Origin of the sequence: Nonomuraea cypriaca (assembly GCF_015645445.1) — a bacterium.
Lineage (GTDB): Bacteria > Actinomycetota > Actinomycetes > Streptosporangiales > Streptosporangiaceae > Nonomuraea > Nonomuraea cypriaca.
In genome coordinates, this window is record NZ_JADOGI010000202.1 from 1 (window position 1) to 18,601 (window position 18,601).

An 18,601-nucleotide genomic window follows, 5' to 3' on the forward strand; every position below is an offset into this window, starting at 1 on the left:
GAGGTGCCTCGTCCAGCCCCCGCCCCACCGGTGAGGTGACGACACCATCGCGTACGGTGGCCGCACGCGCGAGCCCGGCTTACAGTGATCGTGTGGCCGACTACCTCAAGCCCACGCCCGCCAGACCCAGGACCCGCCGCGGCTACGCGCTGGGGGTGACGCTGGCCGGCGCGCTCCTGGTGTTCTGCGCGATCCTGCCGTGGGCCGGCCTGGAGGCGCGGAGCAGCCTGGTCGGCTTCGGGGTGGCCGACGATCTCCGCGGCATCGACGACGCGTTCGGCATCTACACGCTTGTGGCCGGGCTGGCGGCGCTGGCGTGCGGCCTCGCCGGCGTGCTCGGCCGAACCTGGCTGGCCGCGCTGGCCGTCGTGCCCGGAGGGGTGGCGCTGGCGGCGCTGGTGGTGTTCATGACGAGCAGGGGCGGCGTGCGAGACCGGATCTCCGTCGATCTGGGGAAGGTGCTGTCGATCGAGCCGGTGATCAGGCTCGGCTGGTTCGCCGCGCTGGCCTGCTCGATCGCGATCGTCGTCCTCGCCCTCCTGGCACTCTTCCGCCGCGCCTGAACCCACCCGGTCCGCGCACGCTCCCACCGCGCCTGGAGCCGGCCCTGCACGCTACCGCCGCGCCTGAACCCCACCCAAGGCCCGCACGCTCCCGCCGCGCCTGAAGCCGGACGTGCGGGGTCCGCGAGGGCCCGTCAGTCGTAGAAGCCGAGCCGGCGGAGCTGCTTCGGGTCGCGCTGCCAGTCCTTGAGCACGCTGATCCGCAGGTCCAGATAGACCCGCGTGCCCAGCAGCGCCTCGATCTGCTTTCGCGCCTTGGTGCCCACGTCGCGCAACCGCTCGCCCTTGTGCCCGATGACGATGGCCTTCTGCGAGGGCCGTTCCACGAACATGTGCGCGTAGATGTCCAACAGGTCGTCCCGCCCCTCCCTGGGCAGCATCTCGTCGACGACCACGGCGATGGAGTGCGGCAGCTCATCGCGTACGCCCTCCAGCGCCGCCTCCCTGATCAGCTCCCCGACCAGGACCTGCTCCGGCTCGTCGGTGAGCTGCCCGCCCTCGTAGAGCGGCGGCGACTCGGGCATGTGCTCGATCAGTACGTCGACCAGCACGTCGAGCTGGTCGCCCGCCTGCGCCGACACCGGCACGATCGCGGCGAACTCCGCCACCTGCGACACGGCCAGCAGCTGCTCGGCGATCTGCTCCTTGGAGGCCAGGTCGCACTTGGTCACCACCGCGATGACGGGGGTCTTCTTCACCGCCGACAGCTTGTCGGCGATGAACCGGTCACCCTTGCCGATCGGCTCGTTGGCCGGGACGCAGAAGCCGATCGCGTCCACCTCGGTGAGCGTCGACAGCACCAGGCTGTCCAGCCGCTCGCCGAGCAGCGTGCGCGGCCGGTGCAGGCCAGGGGTGTCGACGATGATGAGCTGGGCGTCGGGACGGTGCACGATGCCCCTGATGACCCGCCTGGTGGTCTGCGGCTTGGACGAGGTGATCGCCACTTTCGTGCCCACCAGGGCGTTCATCAGCGTGGACTTGCCGACGTTCGGCCTCCCCACGAAGCAGGCGAATCCGGCGCGATGGCTGTCTGGCGAAGTCACATAGTGCATTGTGTCCCATCAACGGGCCTGTTCACGCCACCAGGCGAACGCTTTCGGCGCCACACCGGGCGTCCACGCGGTCGTCTCGAGCTCCGCGAGCTCCTGCTCGGACACCCACCGGAAGTCGTTGATCTCCACACCGTCGGGCTCTGGACGGCCGGAGACGACGGCGCATCCGAAGGCCGCGATGACGTAGCCGACCTGGTGGCCGTTCGGGTAGACGGTACGGAACTCGGGGCCACCGTACACGCCGATCAGGCCGCGTACCTCGATCTCCAGCCCCAGCTCCTCATGCAGCTCCCTGACCACGGCGTCCTCGGGGCGCTCGTCGGGGTCGATGCCGCCACCGGGCGCCGCCCAGAGCCCCACGTCACCGTGGCGGGCCATCAGCAGCCGGCCCGCGTCATCGAACACGAACCCGGACGCCGACGGCAGCATCAGCAGATCGGATCCGATCTTCTCCCGCAGGTTCGCCAGAAACGGCGGCATCGGCATGTCAGCCCCGGACCGTGCCGTCGGGACCGGCCACGAGCAGCGACTTGACGCCCAGCTCCGCGGCCACGGCCTCGTCGGCGGCGCTCGGCGCGTCCTCGCTCACCAGGGCGACGGCCTCCAGCGAGCGGGCCCCGCTGGAGATCGCCATGGCGGCCGCCACCTGCACCGCCGACAGCGTGAGCGAGGTCAGCGCCACGTTGGTCGCGGAGTAGGTGCGCCCGGTCTCGTCGCGTACGGCGGCGCCCTCCGCCGAGCCGCTGCGCGCCCGGGACGCCCGCGCCAACGTGATGAGCTTGCTGTCTTCAGGATCGAGAGTCACGCGCACCAGGCTAACGACAAATCCGCCACGACCTCGACCGGGCCGATCCGTCAGTAGGCCCCGGCCATGGAGACCGCCGCGTCGACCACCCTGCGGGTGCGCCCGGCGTCCACGTTGTTCATGCCGGTGTGCACCACCGACACCAGGGTGTCATCCACCCGCGACAACACGACGTCCATCGCGTACGGGTAGCCGTTCAGGGTGCCGCGCAGCCGCGCGCCCACGGCCTCGTCCCCCACGCCTTCGACCTCCAGCTCCCGCAGCCGCAGGTCGGTCCCTGACGAGGTACGCATCAGGCGGCACGACTCCAGTGCCTCGGCCAGCGCGTCGAGGTGGTCCCCGGCCTCCCCGTCCGCGTAGCGTGCCAGGCCGACTCCGGCCTGCTCCCCCAGCTCGTCCCCGCGGTAGCTGGCCGCCGCCTGGGCGGTCAGCGCCTGCTGAGGCGCGCGCCCTCCCGCGGGGTCCAGCAGGGTCCGGCAGTTCTGGTCAACGGGCCTGAACGGCATCCGCCACGCCTGCTCGGCCCTGGCCGTGAAGCCGTCGGGCAACGGCGGCTGCTTGCTGAGCACCTCGCGGAGGTGCGCCATGGCGTGGGCGTCGACGAAGCTCCCCGCTCCCTCGCCGCCGCATCCGGCCAGGGCCAGCAGCCCGCACAGGATGATCCCCGGTGTGCGTCTCATGATCCCCCCTGAACCGCAACCTCCCCGCTGACGAATACGGCAATCCACCGGAGTTCCCACCAATACGCAAAAAGGGAGCCCTCGTCCGTCTTTCCAGACGAGGACTCCCTTTACGCCGACCAACGTCACAGCCGGGTCGAACCGGCTGAGACGCTGTCGTTCCCCCCGAGAGAATCCTTTCGCCGCGAACCCCACCCGGCGATCGGATGTCTCCCTTTGACACCCACCGCACTGGATGCCGTGCTCATGAGACTGCCGTACCTGGCTTGCAGACGACTTGTAGAACGCTTGCGGCCTCCGCCCGCATTTGTCCCAGTCCTGCGTACGGGGCTCAGTCGCGTTCGGCGGTGGCGGGGATGACCTCGTCGGCAGGGGGCTTGACGCGCCGGACCACCACGGTGCTGATGCGGTTGCGGCGGCCCGCGAGCGTCTCCGCGGTGAGCGACAGCCCGGCCACCTCGGCGTGCGAACCGGCGATCGGCACCCGCCCGAGCGCGTGCGCGAGCAGGCCGCCCACGGTCTCCACGTCGTCGACCTCGATCTCGGTGTCGAACAGCTCGCCCAACTCGTCGACCGGCATGCGGGCGGTGACCCGTACGCCGCCGTCGGGCATGGCCTCGACGCGGGGCGCCTCCTGGTCGTACTCGTCGGTGATCTCGCCGACGATCTCCTCCAGGACGTCCTCGATCGTCACCAATCCGGCGGTGCCGCCGTACTCGTCGATGACGATGGCGATGTGGATCTGCCTGGCCTGCATCTCCCGCATGAGCTGGTCGATGGGCTTGCTCTCCGGCACGTACGCGGCCGACCGCATGATCGACTCGATCGACTCCTTGCCACCGCCCTCGCCGGACTCGTGGATCTTGCGGGCGATGTCCTTGAGATAGGCGATGCCGATGACGTCGTCCTCGTTCTCGCCCACGACGGGGATGCGGGAGAACCCGCTGCGCAGCGCCAGCGACAACCCCTGGCTGATGGTCTTGGCCCGCTCGATGTAGACCATGTCGGTGCGCGGCACCATGACCTCGCGCACCAGCGTGTCACCCAGCTCGAAGACCGAGTGGATCATCTCACGCTCGTCCGGCTCGATCACCCGGCGCTCCTCGGCCAGGTCGACCAGGTCACGCAGCTCGGCCTCCGACGTGAACGGCCCGTCGCGGAACCCCTTGCCCGGGGTCAGCGCGTTGCCCAGCAGGATCAGCAGCTTGGGCAGGGGGCCGAAGATGCGCGTGAGGCCGTACACGATGGGGGCGCTGGCCAGCGCGACCGGCTCGGCGTGCTGGCGGCCGAGCGTGCGCGGCATGACACCGACCACGACGTAGCTGATCACGATCATCACGATGGCGGCCCAGACGTACGCCCAGCCCTGGTCGTGCATGAGATCGATGAACAGCAACGTCGCGATGACCGTCGCCACCAGCTCGCAGCTCAGCCTGAGCAGCAGGAGCAGGTTGAGATAGCGCGGCGGGTCCGTCACGATCGCCTGCAGCCGCGCCGAGCCCCGCCTGGCCTCGCGCACATATCCCTCGGCGCGCACCCTGGAGATGCGCGTCAGTGCCGTCTCCGCGCTGGCGATCAAGCCACCGACGATCACGAGGGCGACGGCCGACAGCAACCAGGCGTTCACCGCGGTTTGCGCACCTCCTGCCACGACTGGAGAAGCCGACCCTGCAGTCCGAACATCTCCTTGTGCTCCTCCGGCTCGGCGTGGTCGTAGCCGAGCAGATGGAGGATGCCGTGGGTGCAGAGCAGCTCTAGCTCGTCAGCGGTGCCGTGGCCCGCCTCCTCCGCCTGTCTGGCGGCCACCTGCGGGCACAGCACGACGTCGCCGAGCAGCGCGGGGTCGGCGGGGATCTCCGCGTCGCCGCGCGCCCCGCCGCCTGGACGCAGCTCGTCCATCGGGAACGCCAGCACGTCGGTCGGGCCTGGCTCGCCCATCCACTTCTCGTGCAGCTCCGCCATGGCGTTCTCGTCGACCACCACGATGGACAGCTCGGCGAGCGGGTTGATGCCCATCTCACCGAGCACGTGGGCGGCCAGCGCGACCAGTGACTCCTCGTCGACACCGACTCCGGACTCGTTGTTGATCTCGATACTCACTGATCGCTCACCCGCCTCTTCCCGCTGCGCTGCTGGATGCGCTTGGGCTCCTGGAGCGCGTCGTAGCGCCCGTAAGCGTCCACGATGTCGCTCACCAGCTTGTGGCGGACCACGTCGGCGCTGGACAGGTGCGAGAAGTGGATGTCGGGGATGCCCTCGAGGATGTCCTGGACGATCCGCAGCCCGCTCACCGTGCCCGAGGGCAGGTCGACCTGCGTCACGTCACCGGTCACCACGATCTTGGAGTTGAACCCGAGCCTGGTGAGGAACATCTTCATCTGCTCGGCCGAGGAGTTCTGCGCCTCGTCGAGGATGATGAACGCGTCATTGAGCGTTCGGCCACGCATGTACGCGAGCGGCGCGACCTCGATCGTGCCCGCGGCCATCAGCTTGGGGATGGAGTCGGGGTCGACCATGTCGTGCAGCGCGTCGTAGAGCGGCCGCAGGTAGGGGTCGATCTTCTCGTAGAGGGTGCCCGGCAGGAAGCCCAGCCGCTCCCCCGCCTCGACGGCGGGCCGGGTCAGGATGATGCGGTTGACCCGCTTCTCCTGCAGCGCCCGGACGGCCTTGGCCATCGCGAGGTAGGTCTTGCCGGTGCCCGCGGGGCCGATGCTGAACACGATCGTGTGCCTGTCGATCGCGTCGACGTAGCGCTTCTGGTTGACCGTCTTCGGCCGGATCGTACGGCCGCGTGAGGACAGGATGTCGAGGGACAGCACCTCGGCGGGGCGGTCGGACGTCATGCGCAGCATGGCGATGCTCCGCTCGACCGCGTCGGGGGTGAGCTCGCCGCCGCTGCGCAGCACCTCGACCAGCTCTTCGAAGAGCCGCACCACCGTGCCGCTCTCGTCGGGGCTGCCGGTGACGGTGATCTCGTTGCCCCGCACGTGGATGTCGGCCCTGAAGGCGCCCTCGATGACGCGAAGCAGCTCATCGCGGGAGCCCAGGAGACTGACCATCGGGTATTCGTCCGGAATCAGCACCTTGGCTTGAGTGCGCGAGGGAGGTGCCGTGCGTCGGGATTCGTGTAGTTCGGACATGGGCAGGCCCGCGGCCTGATGCCTCCCGGTCTCTTTCGGTACTCTTTCCGCCCATCGTAGCCGGGACCAGCGTCATTGCTCGCGTGGATATCGGGTTAGCCGGGGGGCCAGGTCAGGGGGCGTCCGCCGAGGAGGTGGGCGTGGACGTGGAAGACGGTCTGGCCGGCGCCCGGGCCCGTGTTGAAGACGACGCGGTAGCCGCCGTCCGCCACGCCCTCCTGCACGGCCACCGCGTGGGCGGCCTTGAGTACGTCGTCCGCGAGCCCGTCGTCGGCCTGCGCCAGCGCCGCCGCGTCGGCGTGGTGCTCCTTCGGAACGACGAGCACGTGCGTGGGCGCCTGTGGGTTGATGTCGCGGAACGCCAGCGCCCTGCCGGTCTCGTAGACGATCTCCGCGGGGATTTCCTTGGCCACGATTTTGCAGAAGAGACAGTCGTTCACACCAGCACCTTATCGAGCGCCCCACGCCGGCGAGTCCGTTGCGAATCGGTAATCCACTGTGTCGTGCGTAGGAAGATCCGCGCGGTTAGGGTGTGTGTGCGACACTTCAGCAAAAAAAGACGATTCAGGGTCGGGCGAGCGCCACCTGGCGAGGACACGACTGGGTAATGCACCCTAACGAACCGGGGAAACCTCCAGAACCGGAAGAGCGTAAACCCTCTGGGAAGGCCGCGCGTCCCACTGATGTGACCACCGAAACCCTTCTGGCCGACAGGTCGATGGGGGCGGTGCCGGTCGGGTGGGATGCCGACATGGCCGTTACGGCGCTTTACAGCGCGCATTTCCGGTCATTGGTGCGTCTCGCCGTGTTGCTGGTGCGCGACATGGCAACCGCTGAGGAAGTCGTGCAGGATGCGTTCGTCGCCATCCATGGCGCTTGGCGTAGGCTGCGTGACCCCGACAAAGCACTCGCCTACCTCCGTCAATCCGTCGTCAACCGGTCCCGTTCCGTGCTGCGTCACCGCGCGGTCGTCGAGAAGTACGCTCCCAAGGGTCTGCCCGACGCCCCGAGTGCCGAGAACGGCGCGATCGGAGAGCTCGAACGCTCCGCCGTCATCGAGGCATTACGGGCTCTGCCGACCCGACAGAGAGAAGCACTGGTTCTGCGTTACTACGGTGATCTGTCCGAGGCTGAGATCGCCCACGCCATGGGCATCAGCAAGGGCGCGGTCAAGAGCCACACGGCACGTGGCATGGCCGCCTTGCGATCCGTCCTGGAGAAAATGTCATGACCCAGCCCCCCGACGAGCACGGCGATCTCCTTCGCCGTGCGCTCCGCGCGGAGGCGGACGCGGTCGTGCCCTCGCCGGACGGACTGGAGATCATCCGCGCCCGCATCGAGCGGCGCGGCGTTCGCAACCTGTTCTGGTGGCGTGCGGGCGCGGCCGCCGCCAGTGCCGTCCTGGTGGCGGGGACGATCGTGATGGCCGTTCCCCAGCTGCGCTCGCGGATCATCGACGAGGCGCCCGCCACAGTGGTGAACAACGAGACCACCGAGGTCCCGTCCAACTCCTCCACCACCCGTTCCCAGCAGCCGCCACCGCCGTCGAAGCAGCCGTCCCCGGCCGACCAGCCGCCGGCCGTGCTCCCCGATGTCTCGGAGACCCCCACCCCGCGCATCACGAAGAAGGCGGACTCCACGAGCAGGCCGTCGCCCTCCCCCAGCGTCACCCCGACCGAGTGCCCGTCCGCCGCGATCGAAGAGGCCGAGCCGCCGCCGGATTGCCCCGCGGACTCACCCAGCCCGACGCCCTCGGTCGAGGAGACGACCGGCCAGCCGTCGGAGTGTCCCGTCGAGGAGTGCCCGCCGGAAGACCCCACCGAGGGGCCCACCGAGATGACCACGCCGCTCCTGGACGCCTCCCAGACCACGCCCTGACGGGCTTCTAACGGTTCACCAGCGCCCCGTACGAGTCATCAGCACGGCAGCCGCCGCGACCCCCGCCGTGGACGTACGCAGCACCGTGGGCCCGAGCAGCACGGGCACCGCCTTGGCCGTGCGGAACCTGGCGAGCTCCTCCTCCGCGACACCGCCCTCAGGCCCCACGACCACCACGATGTCGCCTGCCGCTGGCAGCGCCACGCGCGACAGCGGCTCCGCCGCCTCCTCGTGCAGCACCAGCCCCAGCCCCGCGCCCGCCAGCAGCGCCTCGACCTGGGCCGTGGAGGCCGGCTCGGTCACCTCGGGCAGGTGGAACCTGCGGGCCTGCTTGCCCGCCTCCCTGGCCGTCGAGCGCCACCGGTGCAGCGCCTTGGCGACCTTGTCGCCCTTCCACTGCGTGATGCTGCGCGCGGCGGCCCAGGGCACGATCACGTCGACGCCCGCCTCGGTCATCATCTCGACCGCCAGCTCGCCCCGGTCGCCCTTGGGCAGGCCCTGGACGACGACCAGCCGGGGCTGGGGCGGCTCGACGTCGTAGCGTCCGATCACGTCGAGCCTGAGCGCGTCCTTCAGCACCTCGCGTACGACGCACTCGGCGACCGCGCCGGCGCCGTCGGTCAGGTCGACCCGCTCGCCCGCCCGCAGCCTGCGTACGGCGGCCGCGTGCCGCCCCTCCGGGCCGTCGAGCGTCAGCTCGGACCCGCCCAGCTCCCCTGACAGGAACACGGGGACGGTCACGTCACCTGCCGTTGAAGGCGTCGCGGAGGCGGGAGAAGAAGCTCTGCTGCCCCGGCGCGAACTTGCCAGGCGGCCGCTCCTCGCCCCGCAGCTTGGACAGCTCGCGCAGCAACTCCTCCTGCGCCGCGTCGAGGCGGCCAGGCGTCTCGACGTTGACGTGGATGAGCAGGTCGCCCCTGCCGGACTCGTTGAGCCGCTGGACGCCGCGCCCGTACATGGTGATGACCTGCCCGGACTGGGTGCCCGGCCGGACGTCGATGTCCTCCGGGCCGTCGAGCGTCTCGACGGTGAGCACGGTGCCGAGCGCGGCGGCCGTCATCGGGATCTGGACGGTGCAGTGGAGGTCGTCACCGCGTCGTTCGAAGATCTCGTGCGCCCGCTCGACGATCTCCAGGAACAGGTCTCCAGGCGGGCCGCCGCCGGGGCCGACCTCGCCCTCTCCGGCGAGCTGGATGTGGGTGCCGTCCTCGACGCCCGCGGGGATGCGGACCTTGATCGTACGGCGGGTCCGCACCCGGCCGTCGCCCGAGCACTCCTGGCAGGGGTGGCGGATGATGGTGCCGAAGCCGCCGCACTGCGGGCACGGCCGCGACGTCATGACCTGGCCCAGGAACGAACGCGTGACCTGGGAGATCTCGCCGCGCCCGTTGCACATGTCACAGGTGTCCGGATGGGTGCCGGACGCGGCGCCCGCTCCGTGGCAGACGTCGCAGATCACCGCCGTGTCGACGACCAGCTCACGTGTGGTGCCGAACGCGGTCTCGCGCAGGTCCAGCTCGACCCTGATGGTGGCGTTGCGTCCCCTGCGGGCCCGCGAGCGCGGCCCCCGGGTGCCGGCAGCCGTGCCGAAGAAGGCGTCCATGATGTCGCTGAACGGGAAGCCGGCCCCGAACCCTCCGGCACCCGCGCCCGCGCCGGCCCCGGCGAAGGGGTCGCCACCCAGGTCGTACATCTGGCGCTTGTTCGGATCCGACAGCACCTCGTAAGCCTGCGTGATCTCCTTGAACCGGTCCTGAGTCTCCGGATCCGGGTTCACGTCAGGGTGCAGCTCCCGGGCGAGCCGGCGGTATGCCTTCTTGATCTCGTCCTGACTGGCGTCACGGCGCACCCCGAGGGTGGCGTAGTAGTCACTGTTTGCCACTTATCGACCTCTTATGATGCAGCCAGGATCTGGCTGACGTAGCGTGCCACCGCGCGCACCGCGCCCATCGTCACCGGGTAGTCCATCCTCGTGGGACCCAGCACGCCGAGCCGGGCCAGTTGGTTGTCGCCAGAACCGTATCCGGTCGCGACGATGGATGTGCCCCGCAGGTACGGGTTTTCCGAGCCGATTCGCACGGTGAGCGCGGATGGCGTGTCTGTGGAAGTCTCGCCCAGCAGCCGCATGAGCACGACCTGCTCCTCCAGTGCCTCCAGCACGTCGCGCAGGCCAGTGGAGAAGTCGGCGCCGGCCAGGTTGGCCGCCCCGGCGAACACGATCTTCTCGTCGTGGCGCTCCACGAGCGTCTCGAGCAGCACCGACAGGATCGTGGCCACGACGGGCCGGTCTTCCGAGGGCAGCCGCTCGGGCAGGTCGGCGACCAGCTCCGGCACGTTGCTCAGGCCGCAGCCGTCGAGGCAGGCGTTGAGCACCGCGCGAAGGTGCGCGATGCGGGTGTCCTCCACCACCTCGGGCAGCTCGATCACGCGCTGCTCGACGCGGCCGGTGTTGGTGATCAGCACGAGCATGACGCGCCGGTCGCCGAGCGAGACCAGCTCGACGTGCCGGACCGTCGAACGCGTCAGCGTCGGGTATTGGACGACCGCCACCTGCCTGGTCAGCTGCGCGAGCAGCCGGACCGTGCGGGTGACCACGTCGTCGAGGTCGACCGCGCCGGCCAGGAAGGTCTCGATCGCCCGGCGCTCCGCCCCCGACAGGGGTTTGACCTGCGAGAGCCGGTCGACGAACAGGCGGTATCCCTTGTCCGTCGGCACCCGCCCCGCGCTGGTGTGCGGCTGGGTGATGTAGCCCTCCTCCTCCAGCGCGGCCATGTCGTTTCTGACCGTCGCGGGGGAGACTCGCAGGTTGTGGCGCTCGGCCAGCGCCTTGGAGCCCACCGGTTCGTTGGTGGACACGTAGTCTTCGACAATGGCGCGGAGCACCGCCAGCTTCCGATCGTCGAGCACGTGCTCACCTCCTGCCTCTGCCCTATCAGGAACGCATGGTCTAGCACTCTGTGTTCCCGAGTGCCAAGTGTACGGCTCTCGCCCACAAGGTGCGATAACACCGGGTCACATCCAGCTGCTAGCGACTTACAAGTGGCAGGCCCCACACTTGCGCACATGACCGACGATTCCCAGCCCCCGTCGTACGGCCCCCCGTCAGGGCAGGGTCCGTACCACGGTCAGCCACAGCCTCCTCAGTCCCCACCGTCCCAGTACGGCCCGCAACCAGGCTCCCAGCCCGGCTACGCTCCGCAACCCGGCTCGCAGCCTGGTTACGGCACGCAACCCGGCTACGGCCCGCCGCAGTACGGCGAGTCGCCATACGGCTCGCAGCCGCAGTACGGCCCGCCATCTCAGTACGGACAATACGGCCCCCAATTTCCCCCGCGAATCGATGCGAAAGCCGTCAGGCCGCGTCTGTGGTGGGTGGCGCTTGTCTGGGGCATGGCGTTGGTGTGCGGGATCGCGGGAGCGGTGCTGTTCGCCACTGGCGTGATGAGCAGCGTGTCGGAGCTGGCACCGACGAAGACGTTCGCGTCGGGCGAAAGCGTGACGGTGCCGATCGACCCGGCGAACGAGCCCGCGATCTACCTCGCCAGCGACACGGCCGTCAACTACGAGTGCCGGATCTCCGGCGGCCCCGGCCAGGCCAGGCTGGCCAAGACCGTCGGAAACCAGACGGTCACCCAGGAGGGCACGCTCTGGGAGCAGATCGTCGTGATCAACGCGCCGGCCAAGGGCGACTACCAGCTGACCTGCACCACGCGGCAGCAGGCGGACGCGCGCTTCGGCGTGGGCCGCGAGCTGACCGCCGCCGCGGGCGGGCTCGCCGGCGGGGTGGCCGCGCTGTTCCTGATCCCGGGCGCGGGACTGCTGATCGGGATCGTCGGCACCGTCGTCGTCCTGGTACGCCGGAGCGGTCACCGCAAGCGCCTTGCGGTCGGCGGGTGATTTGCTACGGTCCCCGTGTGTACGAGGGCGATGTGCTGGCGGGGAATTGGCGGCGGCCGGGCAAGGGCAAGATCCCGAAGGTGCCCGCCGAGCTCGACCTCGTCGTGGAGGACGCCGACAGCGGCTTCTGCGGCGCGGTCGTGGGCTGCGACAAGGAGGCGGTCACACTCGAGGACCGTTTCGGCAAGCGCCGGCTGTTCCCGCTGGCGCCGGCCGCGTTCCTGCTGGACGGCAAGCCCGTGACCCTCGTACGCCCGGCGGCGGCCCCTCGGCAGCCCGCCGGCCCCAGGCGCAGCGCGTCGGGCTCCATCGCCGTGGAGGGGCTGCGGGCGAGGGTGGCCAGGGAGAGCAGGATCTACGTGGAGGGTGTGCACGACGCAGCCCTCGTGGAGAAGATCTGGGGCCATGACCTGCGGGTCGAGGGGGTCGTGGTCGAATACCTGGAGGGTGTGGACGATCTGCCGGCCATCGTGGCCGAGTTCGGTCCCGAGCCAGGGCGCCGGCTGGGGGTGCTGGTCGACCATCTCGTGCCCGGCTCCAAGGAGAGCAGGATCGCCGCCCAGATCACCTCGCCGGACGTGCTCGTGGTGGGGCATCCGTTCGTCGACATCTGGCAGGCCGTCAAGCCCTCGGTGCTGCGCATCCCCGCCTGGCCGGACGTGCCGCGCGGGGTGCCGTGGAAAGAGGGCGTGATCGCCGCCCTGGGCTGGCGCGTGGAGCCGGCCGACGCGTGGCGGCGGATCCTCGGCGCCGTCTCGACCTTTACCGACCTGGAGCCGGAGTTGCTCGGCCGGGTCGAGGAACTCATCGACTTCGTTACGGAGGCCTCTTCATGAGCCAGGATCAGCCACACCCACCGCCAGACGACGACGCCACCCGCCGCGTCTCCCCGTCCGACCTCCCGCCGAACTATGGCTCGGGCCCCCAACAGCCCGGCTACGGCCAGCAGCCCGACTATGGGCAGCAACCCGGTTATGGACAGCAGCCCAGCTCTCAGCCCGGCTACGGCCAGCAGCCCGGATCCCAGCCGCCTTACGGCCAGCAGCCCGGGTCCCAGCCGGGTTATGGCCAGCAGCCCAGCTCTCAGCCCGGCTACGGGCAGCGGCCCGGGTCCCAGCCTGGTTACGGGCAGCAGTACAGCTACGGCCAGCAGCCGCCGCCGCCCGGCTACGGCCCTCCCCCGGGTTACGGCCAGCCCCCTTATGGCCAGCCCGGTCAGCCCGGTTACGGTCCCGGGCAACAGCAGCCCGGCTACGGTTACGCCGCCGCCCCGGGCGAGCCGTACGTCCCCGGCAGGTACGGCCCCCGTCCCGGCACCGACGACACGACCCTGGCCATGCTCTCCCACCTCCTGGGCCTGCTGGTCTCCTGGCTGGGCCCGCTGATCATCTACCTGATGAAGAAGGACGAGTCCCCCTACGTCAGGGACCAGGCGGCGGAGGCGCTCAACTTCCAGATCACGATGTTCATCGGCTACGTCATCTCGGGCATCCTCGTGATCGTCTTCATCGGCATGCTGCTGCTGCCGGTCGTCTGGCTCCTGTCCCTGATCTTCCACATCCAGGCCGCCATAGCCACCAACCGCGGCGAACGCTACCGCTACCCGTTCGCGATCCGCATGATCACCTAAACCAGCAGGTCTCTGACGAGGGCGTCGGCCAGCAGCCGTCCCTGGAGCGTGAGCACCATCCGGCCCGCCCTGAACGGCCCAGGCTCCAGCAGCCCGCGGGCCAGGGCGCTCGCCACGGACGTACGCGCGGCGGGCGCCACCTCGGCGAGCGGGAAGCCGGACACCAGCCGCAGCTCCAGCATCAGTCGCTCGGCTGCGCGGTCGTCGTCGCCGAGCTCCTCGCGTGCGTGGGCGGGTGAGGCGCCTGCGGCCAGCCGCTGGGCGTAGGCCGCCGGGTGCTTGACGTTCCACCAGCGGGTGCCGCCCACGTGGCTGTGCGCTCCAGGACCGGCCGCCCACCAGTCGCCGCCGGTCCAGTAGAGCAGGTTGTGCCGGCAGCGCGCCGTCTCGGAGGCGGCCCAGTTGGACACTTCGTACCAGTGGAGCCCGGCCGCGGACAGCATCTCGTCGGCGATCTGGTAGCGGTCGGCGGCCACGTCGTCGTCGGGCATCGGCAGCTCGCCGCGCCTGATCCGGGCGGCCAGCCTGGTGCCGTCCTCGACGATCAGTGAGTACGCCGACACGTGGTCGGGCCCGGCCTCGATCGCCGCCGCCAGCGAGGCCCGCCAGTCGTCGTCGGACTCGCCCGGCGTGCTGTAGATCAGATCCAGGTTGACGTGCTCGAACCCGGCCGCCCGCGCCTCGCGTACGGCCGCCGCCGGGCGCCCTGGCGTGTGCCGGCGATCGAGGACCTGGAGGACGTGCTCGCGGGCGCTCTGCATGCCGAAGCTGATCCGGTTGAACCCGCCGTGCCGGAGCTTGTCCAGGTAGGCGGGGTCGACGGACTCGGGGTTGGCCTCGGTGGTGACCTCGGCGTCCGGCCGCAGGCCGAACTCGGAGTCGATCGCGGCCAGGATCCTGCCCAGGTCTTCAGGAGGCAGCAGCGTGGGTGTGCCGCCGCCGAAGAACACCGTCTCCACCGGCAGGTCCGCCGTGCCGAGGACGCGGCGCGCCAGGCGCACCTCCGCCACGACCGTGTCCGCGTAGTCGCGGTGCGAGGCGCCCGGGCCCAGCTCGGCGGCGGTGTAGGTGTTGAAGTCGCAGTAGCCGCAGCGGGTCACGCAGAACGGCACGTGCACGTAGAAGCCGAACGGACGCTCGCCGAGGCCGCCCAGGGCGCTCGCGGGCAGCTCGCCCAAGGTGGGTACGGGGTCTCCGTCAGGCAGGGTCGATGGCACGTCTACCAGTCTGCCCGCCGCGCGGGGGTGCTCCGATCGTTGACGGAGACCGGTAGCGGCTCTACGATCGCGTCAACTTATAAGAAAGTTTCCTATAAGTACACCCCCCGGGAGACGCCCTGTGACGAAGAAGATCCTGCTGACTCTCGCGCTCTTACTCGGCTTCACGGCGGTCTCCGTGCCGGCCGAGGCCCGTACCGGCTTCAAGCGGGTCGCGTACTTCATCCAGTGGGGCGTCTACGGGCGCGACTACCACGTCAAGGACGTCGACGTCACGGGCGCCGCGGCCAAGCTGACGCACCTCAACTACGCGTTCGGGTTCGTCGACGCAACGGGCTCCTGTTACTCCTCCGACCCGTGGGCGGACTGGCAGCGCCCGGTGCCGGCCGAGCAGAGCGTGGACGGCGTGGCGGACGCGCCGGGGCAGGCACTGAACGGCAACCTCAACCAGCTGCGCAAGCTCAAGGCCAAACACCCGGGGCTCAAGACGCTGATCTCGCTGGGCGGCTGGACAGGGTCGCAACACTTCTCTGACGCCGTGCTGACCGCCGAGTCGCGGGCCGCGCTGGCACGCTCCTGCATCGACATGTGGCTGCGCGGCAACCTGCCGGGGCTCGAACCTGGCGCGGGGGCCGGCGTGTTCGACGGGATCGACCTGGACTGGGAGTGGCCCGGCTCGGCCGGGGCCGAGGGGAACGTCATCCGGCCCGAGGACAAGCGGAACTTCTCGCTGTTCGTGGCGGAGCTGCGCGCGCAGCTGCGGGCGTACTCGTCCCGCTCCCTGCTCACGGCCTTCCTCCCCGCGGCGGCAGCCAAGATCGACTCCGGGTACGAGGTCCGCCAGGTCTTCAAGCACCTCGACTTCGCCACCCTCCAGGGGTACGACCTGCACGGGACGTGGGAGCCGCAGACCGGGCACAACGGCAACCTGCTCAACGACCGGCGTGATCCGAACCCCGTCAGGTACAGCGTCGACCAGACCGTACGCGACTACCTGTCCCGTGGGGCGCCCGCCCGCAAGCTCGTGATCGGCGTGCCGGCCTACGGTCAGGGCTGGACCGGGGTGACGGGCGGCGGGGACGGCCTCTACAAGCCCGCCACGGGACCGGCCCCCGGTAAGTGGGCCCCGGGCTCGGAGGACTACAAGGACCTGGTCGCCAAGCCGGGCAAGCGTTACAGGGACCTGCGTACCGGGGCCATGTGGCTCTATGACGGCAACGAGTTCTGGTCGTACGACGATCCGGCGATGATGCTGCAGAAGGCCGCGTACATCCGGCTCAAGGGGCTGGGCGGGTCGATGCTGTGGTCCATCGACCAGGACGACACGCGGGCCTCCCTCACGTCGGCGCTGTACACGATCCTGCGCTGACCGACCTGGCCGGGCGTGGCTCCTGCCTGCCCGCCCGGCCATCCCGGGCTCCGAGCATCCCGCTCTGGCTCAGGCGAGGAGTCGTTCGGCCATTTCGTCCCATCGGCTGTCATGCCCGGGAACGGCCAGGACGCGGCGCAACGCGTCCTTGTCACCGTGGCGGGCCCGGAACCAGTCGGCCACCGTCACCCCGGCCTCGGGCCGCGAGACGACCTCCACCTCGTCCCCCGCGCCCAGCTCACCGAGCTCGACCACGCTCAGGTACGCCCCCGGCCGCCCCGCGGCCGTGAACCGCTTGACCCACCCGGGCTCGTCCATCCAGTTGCGGAACACCACGCACGGCACCCGCGGCCCTCTCACCTCCAGCACCGCGTCGCCGATCCGCCACCGCTCGCCGATCACGGCGCCGTTGACGTCGAGGCCGGACGTGGTGAGGTTCTCCCCGAACCGCCCGCTGCGCAGCTTTCGCCCGAGCTCGACCACCCACCAGTCGTAGTCCTCCCTCGCGTACGCGTAGACGGCGTGCTCCAGTGAGCCGTGGTGTTCCTTGTCGGCCCGCTCGTCGCCGGCGAGCCCGTTCTCGTGCACCGCGACCCGGCTCGTGACCGCCTGCTTGTCGATCGCCGTCCACCCGAGCTGCCCCGCCCAGTCCGCCTCGACCGGTCTGCCGACGTTCACCGAGATAATCCGCATATTCGGGACGGTAACCGAGAAGCCCGCCGGCCAGCGAGCCGATTGTTCTCCACCCCAGGGTGGAGATCCTCCCTCTCAACCCACGGGCCGATCCGGTACGACCTCTCTCATCCCTACCTTCGACCCCGTGGAACCCATACAAATCTCCCTGCTGATCCTGCTCGTCACCGCGTTCGTCATCTACCGCCAGTTGAGGGTCCGCCCCACGGCCGGCTCCGCCGTCCTCTACACCGCCGCGATCATGATCGGGATCGGGGTGGTCTCCGGCGGCCTCATCGACGATCGGCACCTCGCCGTCAGCGTGGCCATGCTCCTCGTGGAGGCCGGGTCGGCCGTCGCGCTGGGCGCGTGGCGGGCGGCGACCGTACGCGTCTGGATGGACGACTCCGGCGTCACCTGGTCGAAGGCCACGGGCTGGACCATGCTGGTGTGGCTGGCGTCGATCGCGTCCCGTGTCGGCCTGTACTTCGCCGGGGACTATCTCGGCCTGACCCTCTCCACCGGCGGCATCCTGCTCTTCGTCGGCCTGACCCTCGGCGCACAGTCCTACCTGGTCGCCCGCCGCGGACGTGCGCTTACCGGTGCGGCGAGGCGACCGGATAACTTCGTCAGGTGATGCGTGCCCCGGCCAGGATCGCCCCCGTCGTGCTGCGGCTGGGGGCGATCGTCGCGCTGGTCGGCTTCCAGTCGAGACTGACGCCCGCGCCCGGCCTGACGGGCACGGGCCTGATCGTGACCCTGCTGACCGCGGCCCTCGTCATCATCCTGTTCGCCGTCCTGGTCCTCCCCCTCCTGGCCACCGCCGAGCCCCCGACGACCGCGGACCCCGACAAGACCTCGCCGCACCCCTCATGGGCTCGCCGCGTGTCCGGTGTGCCCTGCTCGCTGGTGCTGCTCGGCCTGGCGGTGCTCGCCGCCGTCGCGCTGAACGTGGTGACGCACGGCGGCGCCCCGGCGATCGTGGCCCTGATCTTCTGCGTCGGCATGGCGGCGGCCCGGCATTCGCTCGTCCAGTCGCTGGTCATCGGGCTGCTCGGCGTCGCCGGCCTGGTCGTGGGGAGCTGGATGACCGGCACGCTGTCCCACGATCTCAGTCTCATCCTCAGCGTCTGCCTGACGTTTCTGCTCACGTACTCGGCCAGGCAGCGCAAGGCCACCAGGGCGGCTGAGGCGCGGGAGGCCGTACTCGCGGAGAGGACCAGGATCGCCAGGGAGATCCACGACATTCTCGCCCACTCCCTCTCCGCTCAGCTCGTCCACCTGGAGGGGGCCAAGCTGCTCCTGCGCGCGGAGCGTACCGACGAGGCGCTCGACCGGGTCGTACGCGCCCGCGACCTGGCCAAGTCGGGGCTCGAGGAGGCCAGGCGGGCGGTGTCGGCGCTGCGCGAGACCTCGCCCGCGCTGCCCGCCGCCCTGCGCATGCTGGCGGACGAGTTCGAGAGCGCCACTCAGCGGTCCTGCGGGCTGGAGATCTCCGGCCCCGAGCGCCGCCTCCCGCCCGAGACCGAGCTCGCTCTGGTCCGCACCGCCCAGGAAGCCCTCACGAACGTACGCCGCCACGCCCCGGGCAGTCCGGCGGCGGTCGAGCTCGCGTTCGGCCGCGCCTGGTGCGAGCTGCGCGTCACCAACCCCACCGCGGCCGTCCCCGCCACAGCCGTCCCCGCCACAGCCGTCCCC

Annotated in this window: 22 protein-coding genes; 9 read left to right on the plus strand and 13 right to left on the minus strand. The window is 70.2% G+C overall.

Annotation, left to right across the window (positions count from 1 at the left end):
* Nucleotides 1–563 (plus strand): hypothetical protein (locus ITP53_RS42655; RefSeq protein WP_207757219.1); only part of this gene is annotated, 563 nt, incomplete at its 5' end.
* 134 nt (nucleotides 564–697) lie between these two features.
* On the opposite strand, the gene era is transcribed toward ITP53_RS42655, so the two are convergent.
* The 8 genes from era to ITP53_RS42695 form a co-directional block, all read right to left on the minus strand.
* Nucleotides 698–1,606 carry a GTPase Era gene (gene era, locus ITP53_RS42660; protein ID WP_328817568.1) on the minus strand — a complete coding sequence of 303 codons (909 nt, stop codon included), beginning with the start codon at nucleotides 1,604–1,606 and terminating at the stop codon, nucleotides 698–700.
* A gap of 18 nt (nucleotides 1,607–1,624) precedes the next feature.
* Entirely contained in the window at nucleotides 1,625–2,095 is a 471-nt protein-coding gene (locus tag ITP53_RS42665; protein ID WP_195901176.1) for an NUDIX domain-containing protein, read from the minus strand.
* A gap of 7 nt (nucleotides 2,096–2,102) precedes the next feature.
* A complete protein-coding gene (locus tag ITP53_RS42670; RefSeq protein ID WP_195901177.1) occupies nucleotides 2,103–2,420 on the minus strand; it encodes a cytidine/deoxycytidylate deaminase family protein in 318 nt (105 codons plus the stop codon).
* 50 nt (nucleotides 2,421–2,470) lie between these two features.
* The gene (locus ITP53_RS42675; protein ID WP_195901178.1) at nucleotides 2,471–3,100 is read right to left on the minus strand and encodes a hypothetical protein; all 630 of its coding nucleotides are present in this window, start codon (nucleotides 3,098–3,100) and stop codon (nucleotides 2,471–2,473) included.
* 331 nt (nucleotides 3,101–3,431) lie between these two features.
* Complete coding sequence (locus ITP53_RS42680) at nucleotides 3,432–4,727, minus strand: hemolysin family protein (protein ID WP_195901179.1); 1,296 nt, start codon at nucleotides 4,725–4,727, stop codon at nucleotides 3,432–3,434.
* Nucleotides 4,724–5,200, minus strand: coding sequence for an rRNA maturation RNase YbeY (gene ybeY / locus ITP53_RS42685; protein ID WP_195901180.1), 477 nt, complete (start codon nucleotides 5,198–5,200; stop codon nucleotides 4,724–4,726). The genes ITP53_RS42680 and ybeY overlap by 4 nt, the downstream gene beginning before the upstream one ends.
* On the minus strand, nucleotides 5,197–6,240 hold the full coding sequence (locus ITP53_RS42690; RefSeq protein ID WP_195901181.1) for a PhoH family protein: 1,044 nt from the start codon (nucleotides 6,238–6,240) through the stop codon (nucleotides 5,197–5,199). The genes ybeY and ITP53_RS42690 overlap by 4 nt, the downstream gene beginning before the upstream one ends.
* A gap of 95 nt (nucleotides 6,241–6,335) precedes the next feature.
* Nucleotides 6,336–6,680, minus strand: a complete 345-nt coding sequence (locus tag ITP53_RS42695) for a histidine triad nucleotide-binding protein (protein ID WP_195901182.1) — start codon at nucleotides 6,678–6,680, stop codon at nucleotides 6,336–6,338.
* Nucleotides 6,681–6,958: 278 nt separating this feature from the next.
* Between ITP53_RS42695 and ITP53_RS42700 the strand changes: the two genes are divergently transcribed.
* Nucleotides 6,959–7,471 carry a SigE family RNA polymerase sigma factor gene (locus ITP53_RS42700; protein WP_049573205.1) on the plus strand — a complete coding sequence of 171 codons (513 nt, stop codon included), beginning with the start codon at nucleotides 6,959–6,961 and terminating at the stop codon, nucleotides 7,469–7,471.
* Complete coding sequence (locus ITP53_RS42705; protein WP_195901183.1) at nucleotides 7,468–8,118, plus strand: hypothetical protein; 651 nt, start codon at nucleotides 7,468–7,470, stop codon at nucleotides 8,116–8,118. Before ITP53_RS42700 ends, ITP53_RS42705 begins: the two co-directional genes overlap by 4 nt.
* A 15-nt stretch (nucleotides 8,119–8,133) precedes the next feature.
* Here ITP53_RS42705 and ITP53_RS42710 read toward each other — a convergent pair whose 3' ends face one another.
* Genes ITP53_RS42710 through hrcA form a run of 3 tightly spaced genes read right to left on the minus strand, consistent with a single transcriptional unit; the run spans nucleotide 8,134 to nucleotide 11,025 of the window.
* Nucleotides 8,134–8,859, minus strand: a complete 726-nt coding sequence (locus tag ITP53_RS42710) for a 16S rRNA (uracil(1498)-N(3))-methyltransferase (RefSeq protein WP_195901184.1) — start codon at nucleotides 8,857–8,859, stop codon at nucleotides 8,134–8,136.
* Nucleotide 8,860: 1 nt separating this feature from the next.
* A complete protein-coding gene (dnaJ, locus tag ITP53_RS42715) occupies nucleotides 8,861–10,000 on the minus strand; it encodes a molecular chaperone DnaJ (RefSeq protein WP_195901185.1) in 1,140 nt (379 codons plus the stop codon).
* Between the two features lie 11 nt (nucleotides 10,001–10,011).
* Entirely contained in the window at nucleotides 10,012–11,025 is a 1,014-nt protein-coding gene (gene hrcA, locus ITP53_RS42720) for a heat-inducible transcriptional repressor HrcA (RefSeq protein WP_195901186.1), read from the minus strand.
* A gap of 465 nt (nucleotides 11,026–11,490) precedes the next feature.
* On the opposite strand from hrcA, the gene ITP53_RS42725 reads away from it, so the two are divergent.
* Genes ITP53_RS42725 through ITP53_RS42735 form a run of 3 tightly spaced genes read left to right on the plus strand, consistent with a single transcriptional unit; the run spans nucleotide 11,491 to nucleotide 13,645 of the window.
* Nucleotides 11,491–12,015 carry a hypothetical protein gene (locus ITP53_RS42725; RefSeq protein WP_328817574.1) on the plus strand — a complete coding sequence of 175 codons (525 nt, stop codon included), beginning with the start codon at nucleotides 11,491–11,493 and terminating at the stop codon, nucleotides 12,013–12,015.
* Between the two features lie 17 nt (nucleotides 12,016–12,032).
* Entirely contained in the window at nucleotides 12,033–12,851 is an 819-nt protein-coding gene (locus tag ITP53_RS42730) for a DUF3097 domain-containing protein (protein WP_195901187.1), read from the plus strand.
* The gene (locus ITP53_RS42735; protein WP_195901188.1) at nucleotides 12,848–13,645 is read left to right on the plus strand and encodes a DUF4870 domain-containing protein; all 798 of its coding nucleotides are present in this window, start codon (nucleotides 12,848–12,850) and stop codon (nucleotides 13,643–13,645) included. Before ITP53_RS42730 ends, ITP53_RS42735 begins: the two co-directional genes overlap by 4 nt.
* Here ITP53_RS42735 and hemW read toward each other — a convergent pair.
* Entirely contained in the window at nucleotides 13,642–14,862 is a 1,221-nt protein-coding gene (gene hemW / locus ITP53_RS42740; protein ID WP_195901189.1) for a radical SAM family heme chaperone HemW, read from the minus strand. The two genes, ITP53_RS42735 and hemW, sit on opposite strands and share 4 nt — an antisense overlap.
* 121 nt (nucleotides 14,863–14,983) lie before the next feature.
* On the opposite strand from hemW, the gene ITP53_RS42745 reads away from it, so the two are divergent.
* The gene (locus ITP53_RS42745; protein ID WP_195901190.1) at nucleotides 14,984–16,231 is read left to right on the plus strand and encodes a glycoside hydrolase family 18 protein; all 1,248 of its coding nucleotides are present in this window, start codon (nucleotides 14,984–14,986) and stop codon (nucleotides 16,229–16,231) included.
* Nucleotides 16,232–16,300: 69 nt separating this feature from the next.
* Here ITP53_RS42745 and ITP53_RS42750 read toward each other — a convergent pair whose 3' ends face one another.
* Complete coding sequence (locus tag ITP53_RS42750) at nucleotides 16,301–16,924, minus strand: MOSC domain-containing protein (protein WP_195901191.1); 624 nt, start codon at nucleotides 16,922–16,924, stop codon at nucleotides 16,301–16,303.
* Between the two features lie 127 nt (nucleotides 16,925–17,051).
* On the opposite strand from ITP53_RS42750, the gene ITP53_RS42755 reads away from it, so the two are divergent.
* Nucleotides 17,052–17,540 carry a hypothetical protein gene (locus tag ITP53_RS42755; RefSeq protein WP_195901192.1) on the plus strand — a complete coding sequence of 163 codons (489 nt, stop codon included), beginning with the start codon at nucleotides 17,052–17,054 and terminating at the stop codon, nucleotides 17,538–17,540.
* Nucleotides 17,540–18,601: sensor histidine kinase (locus tag ITP53_RS42760; RefSeq protein WP_236051766.1), on the plus strand; the 1,062-nt coding region annotated here is incomplete at its 3' end. The genes ITP53_RS42755 and ITP53_RS42760, both read left to right, overlap by 1 nt.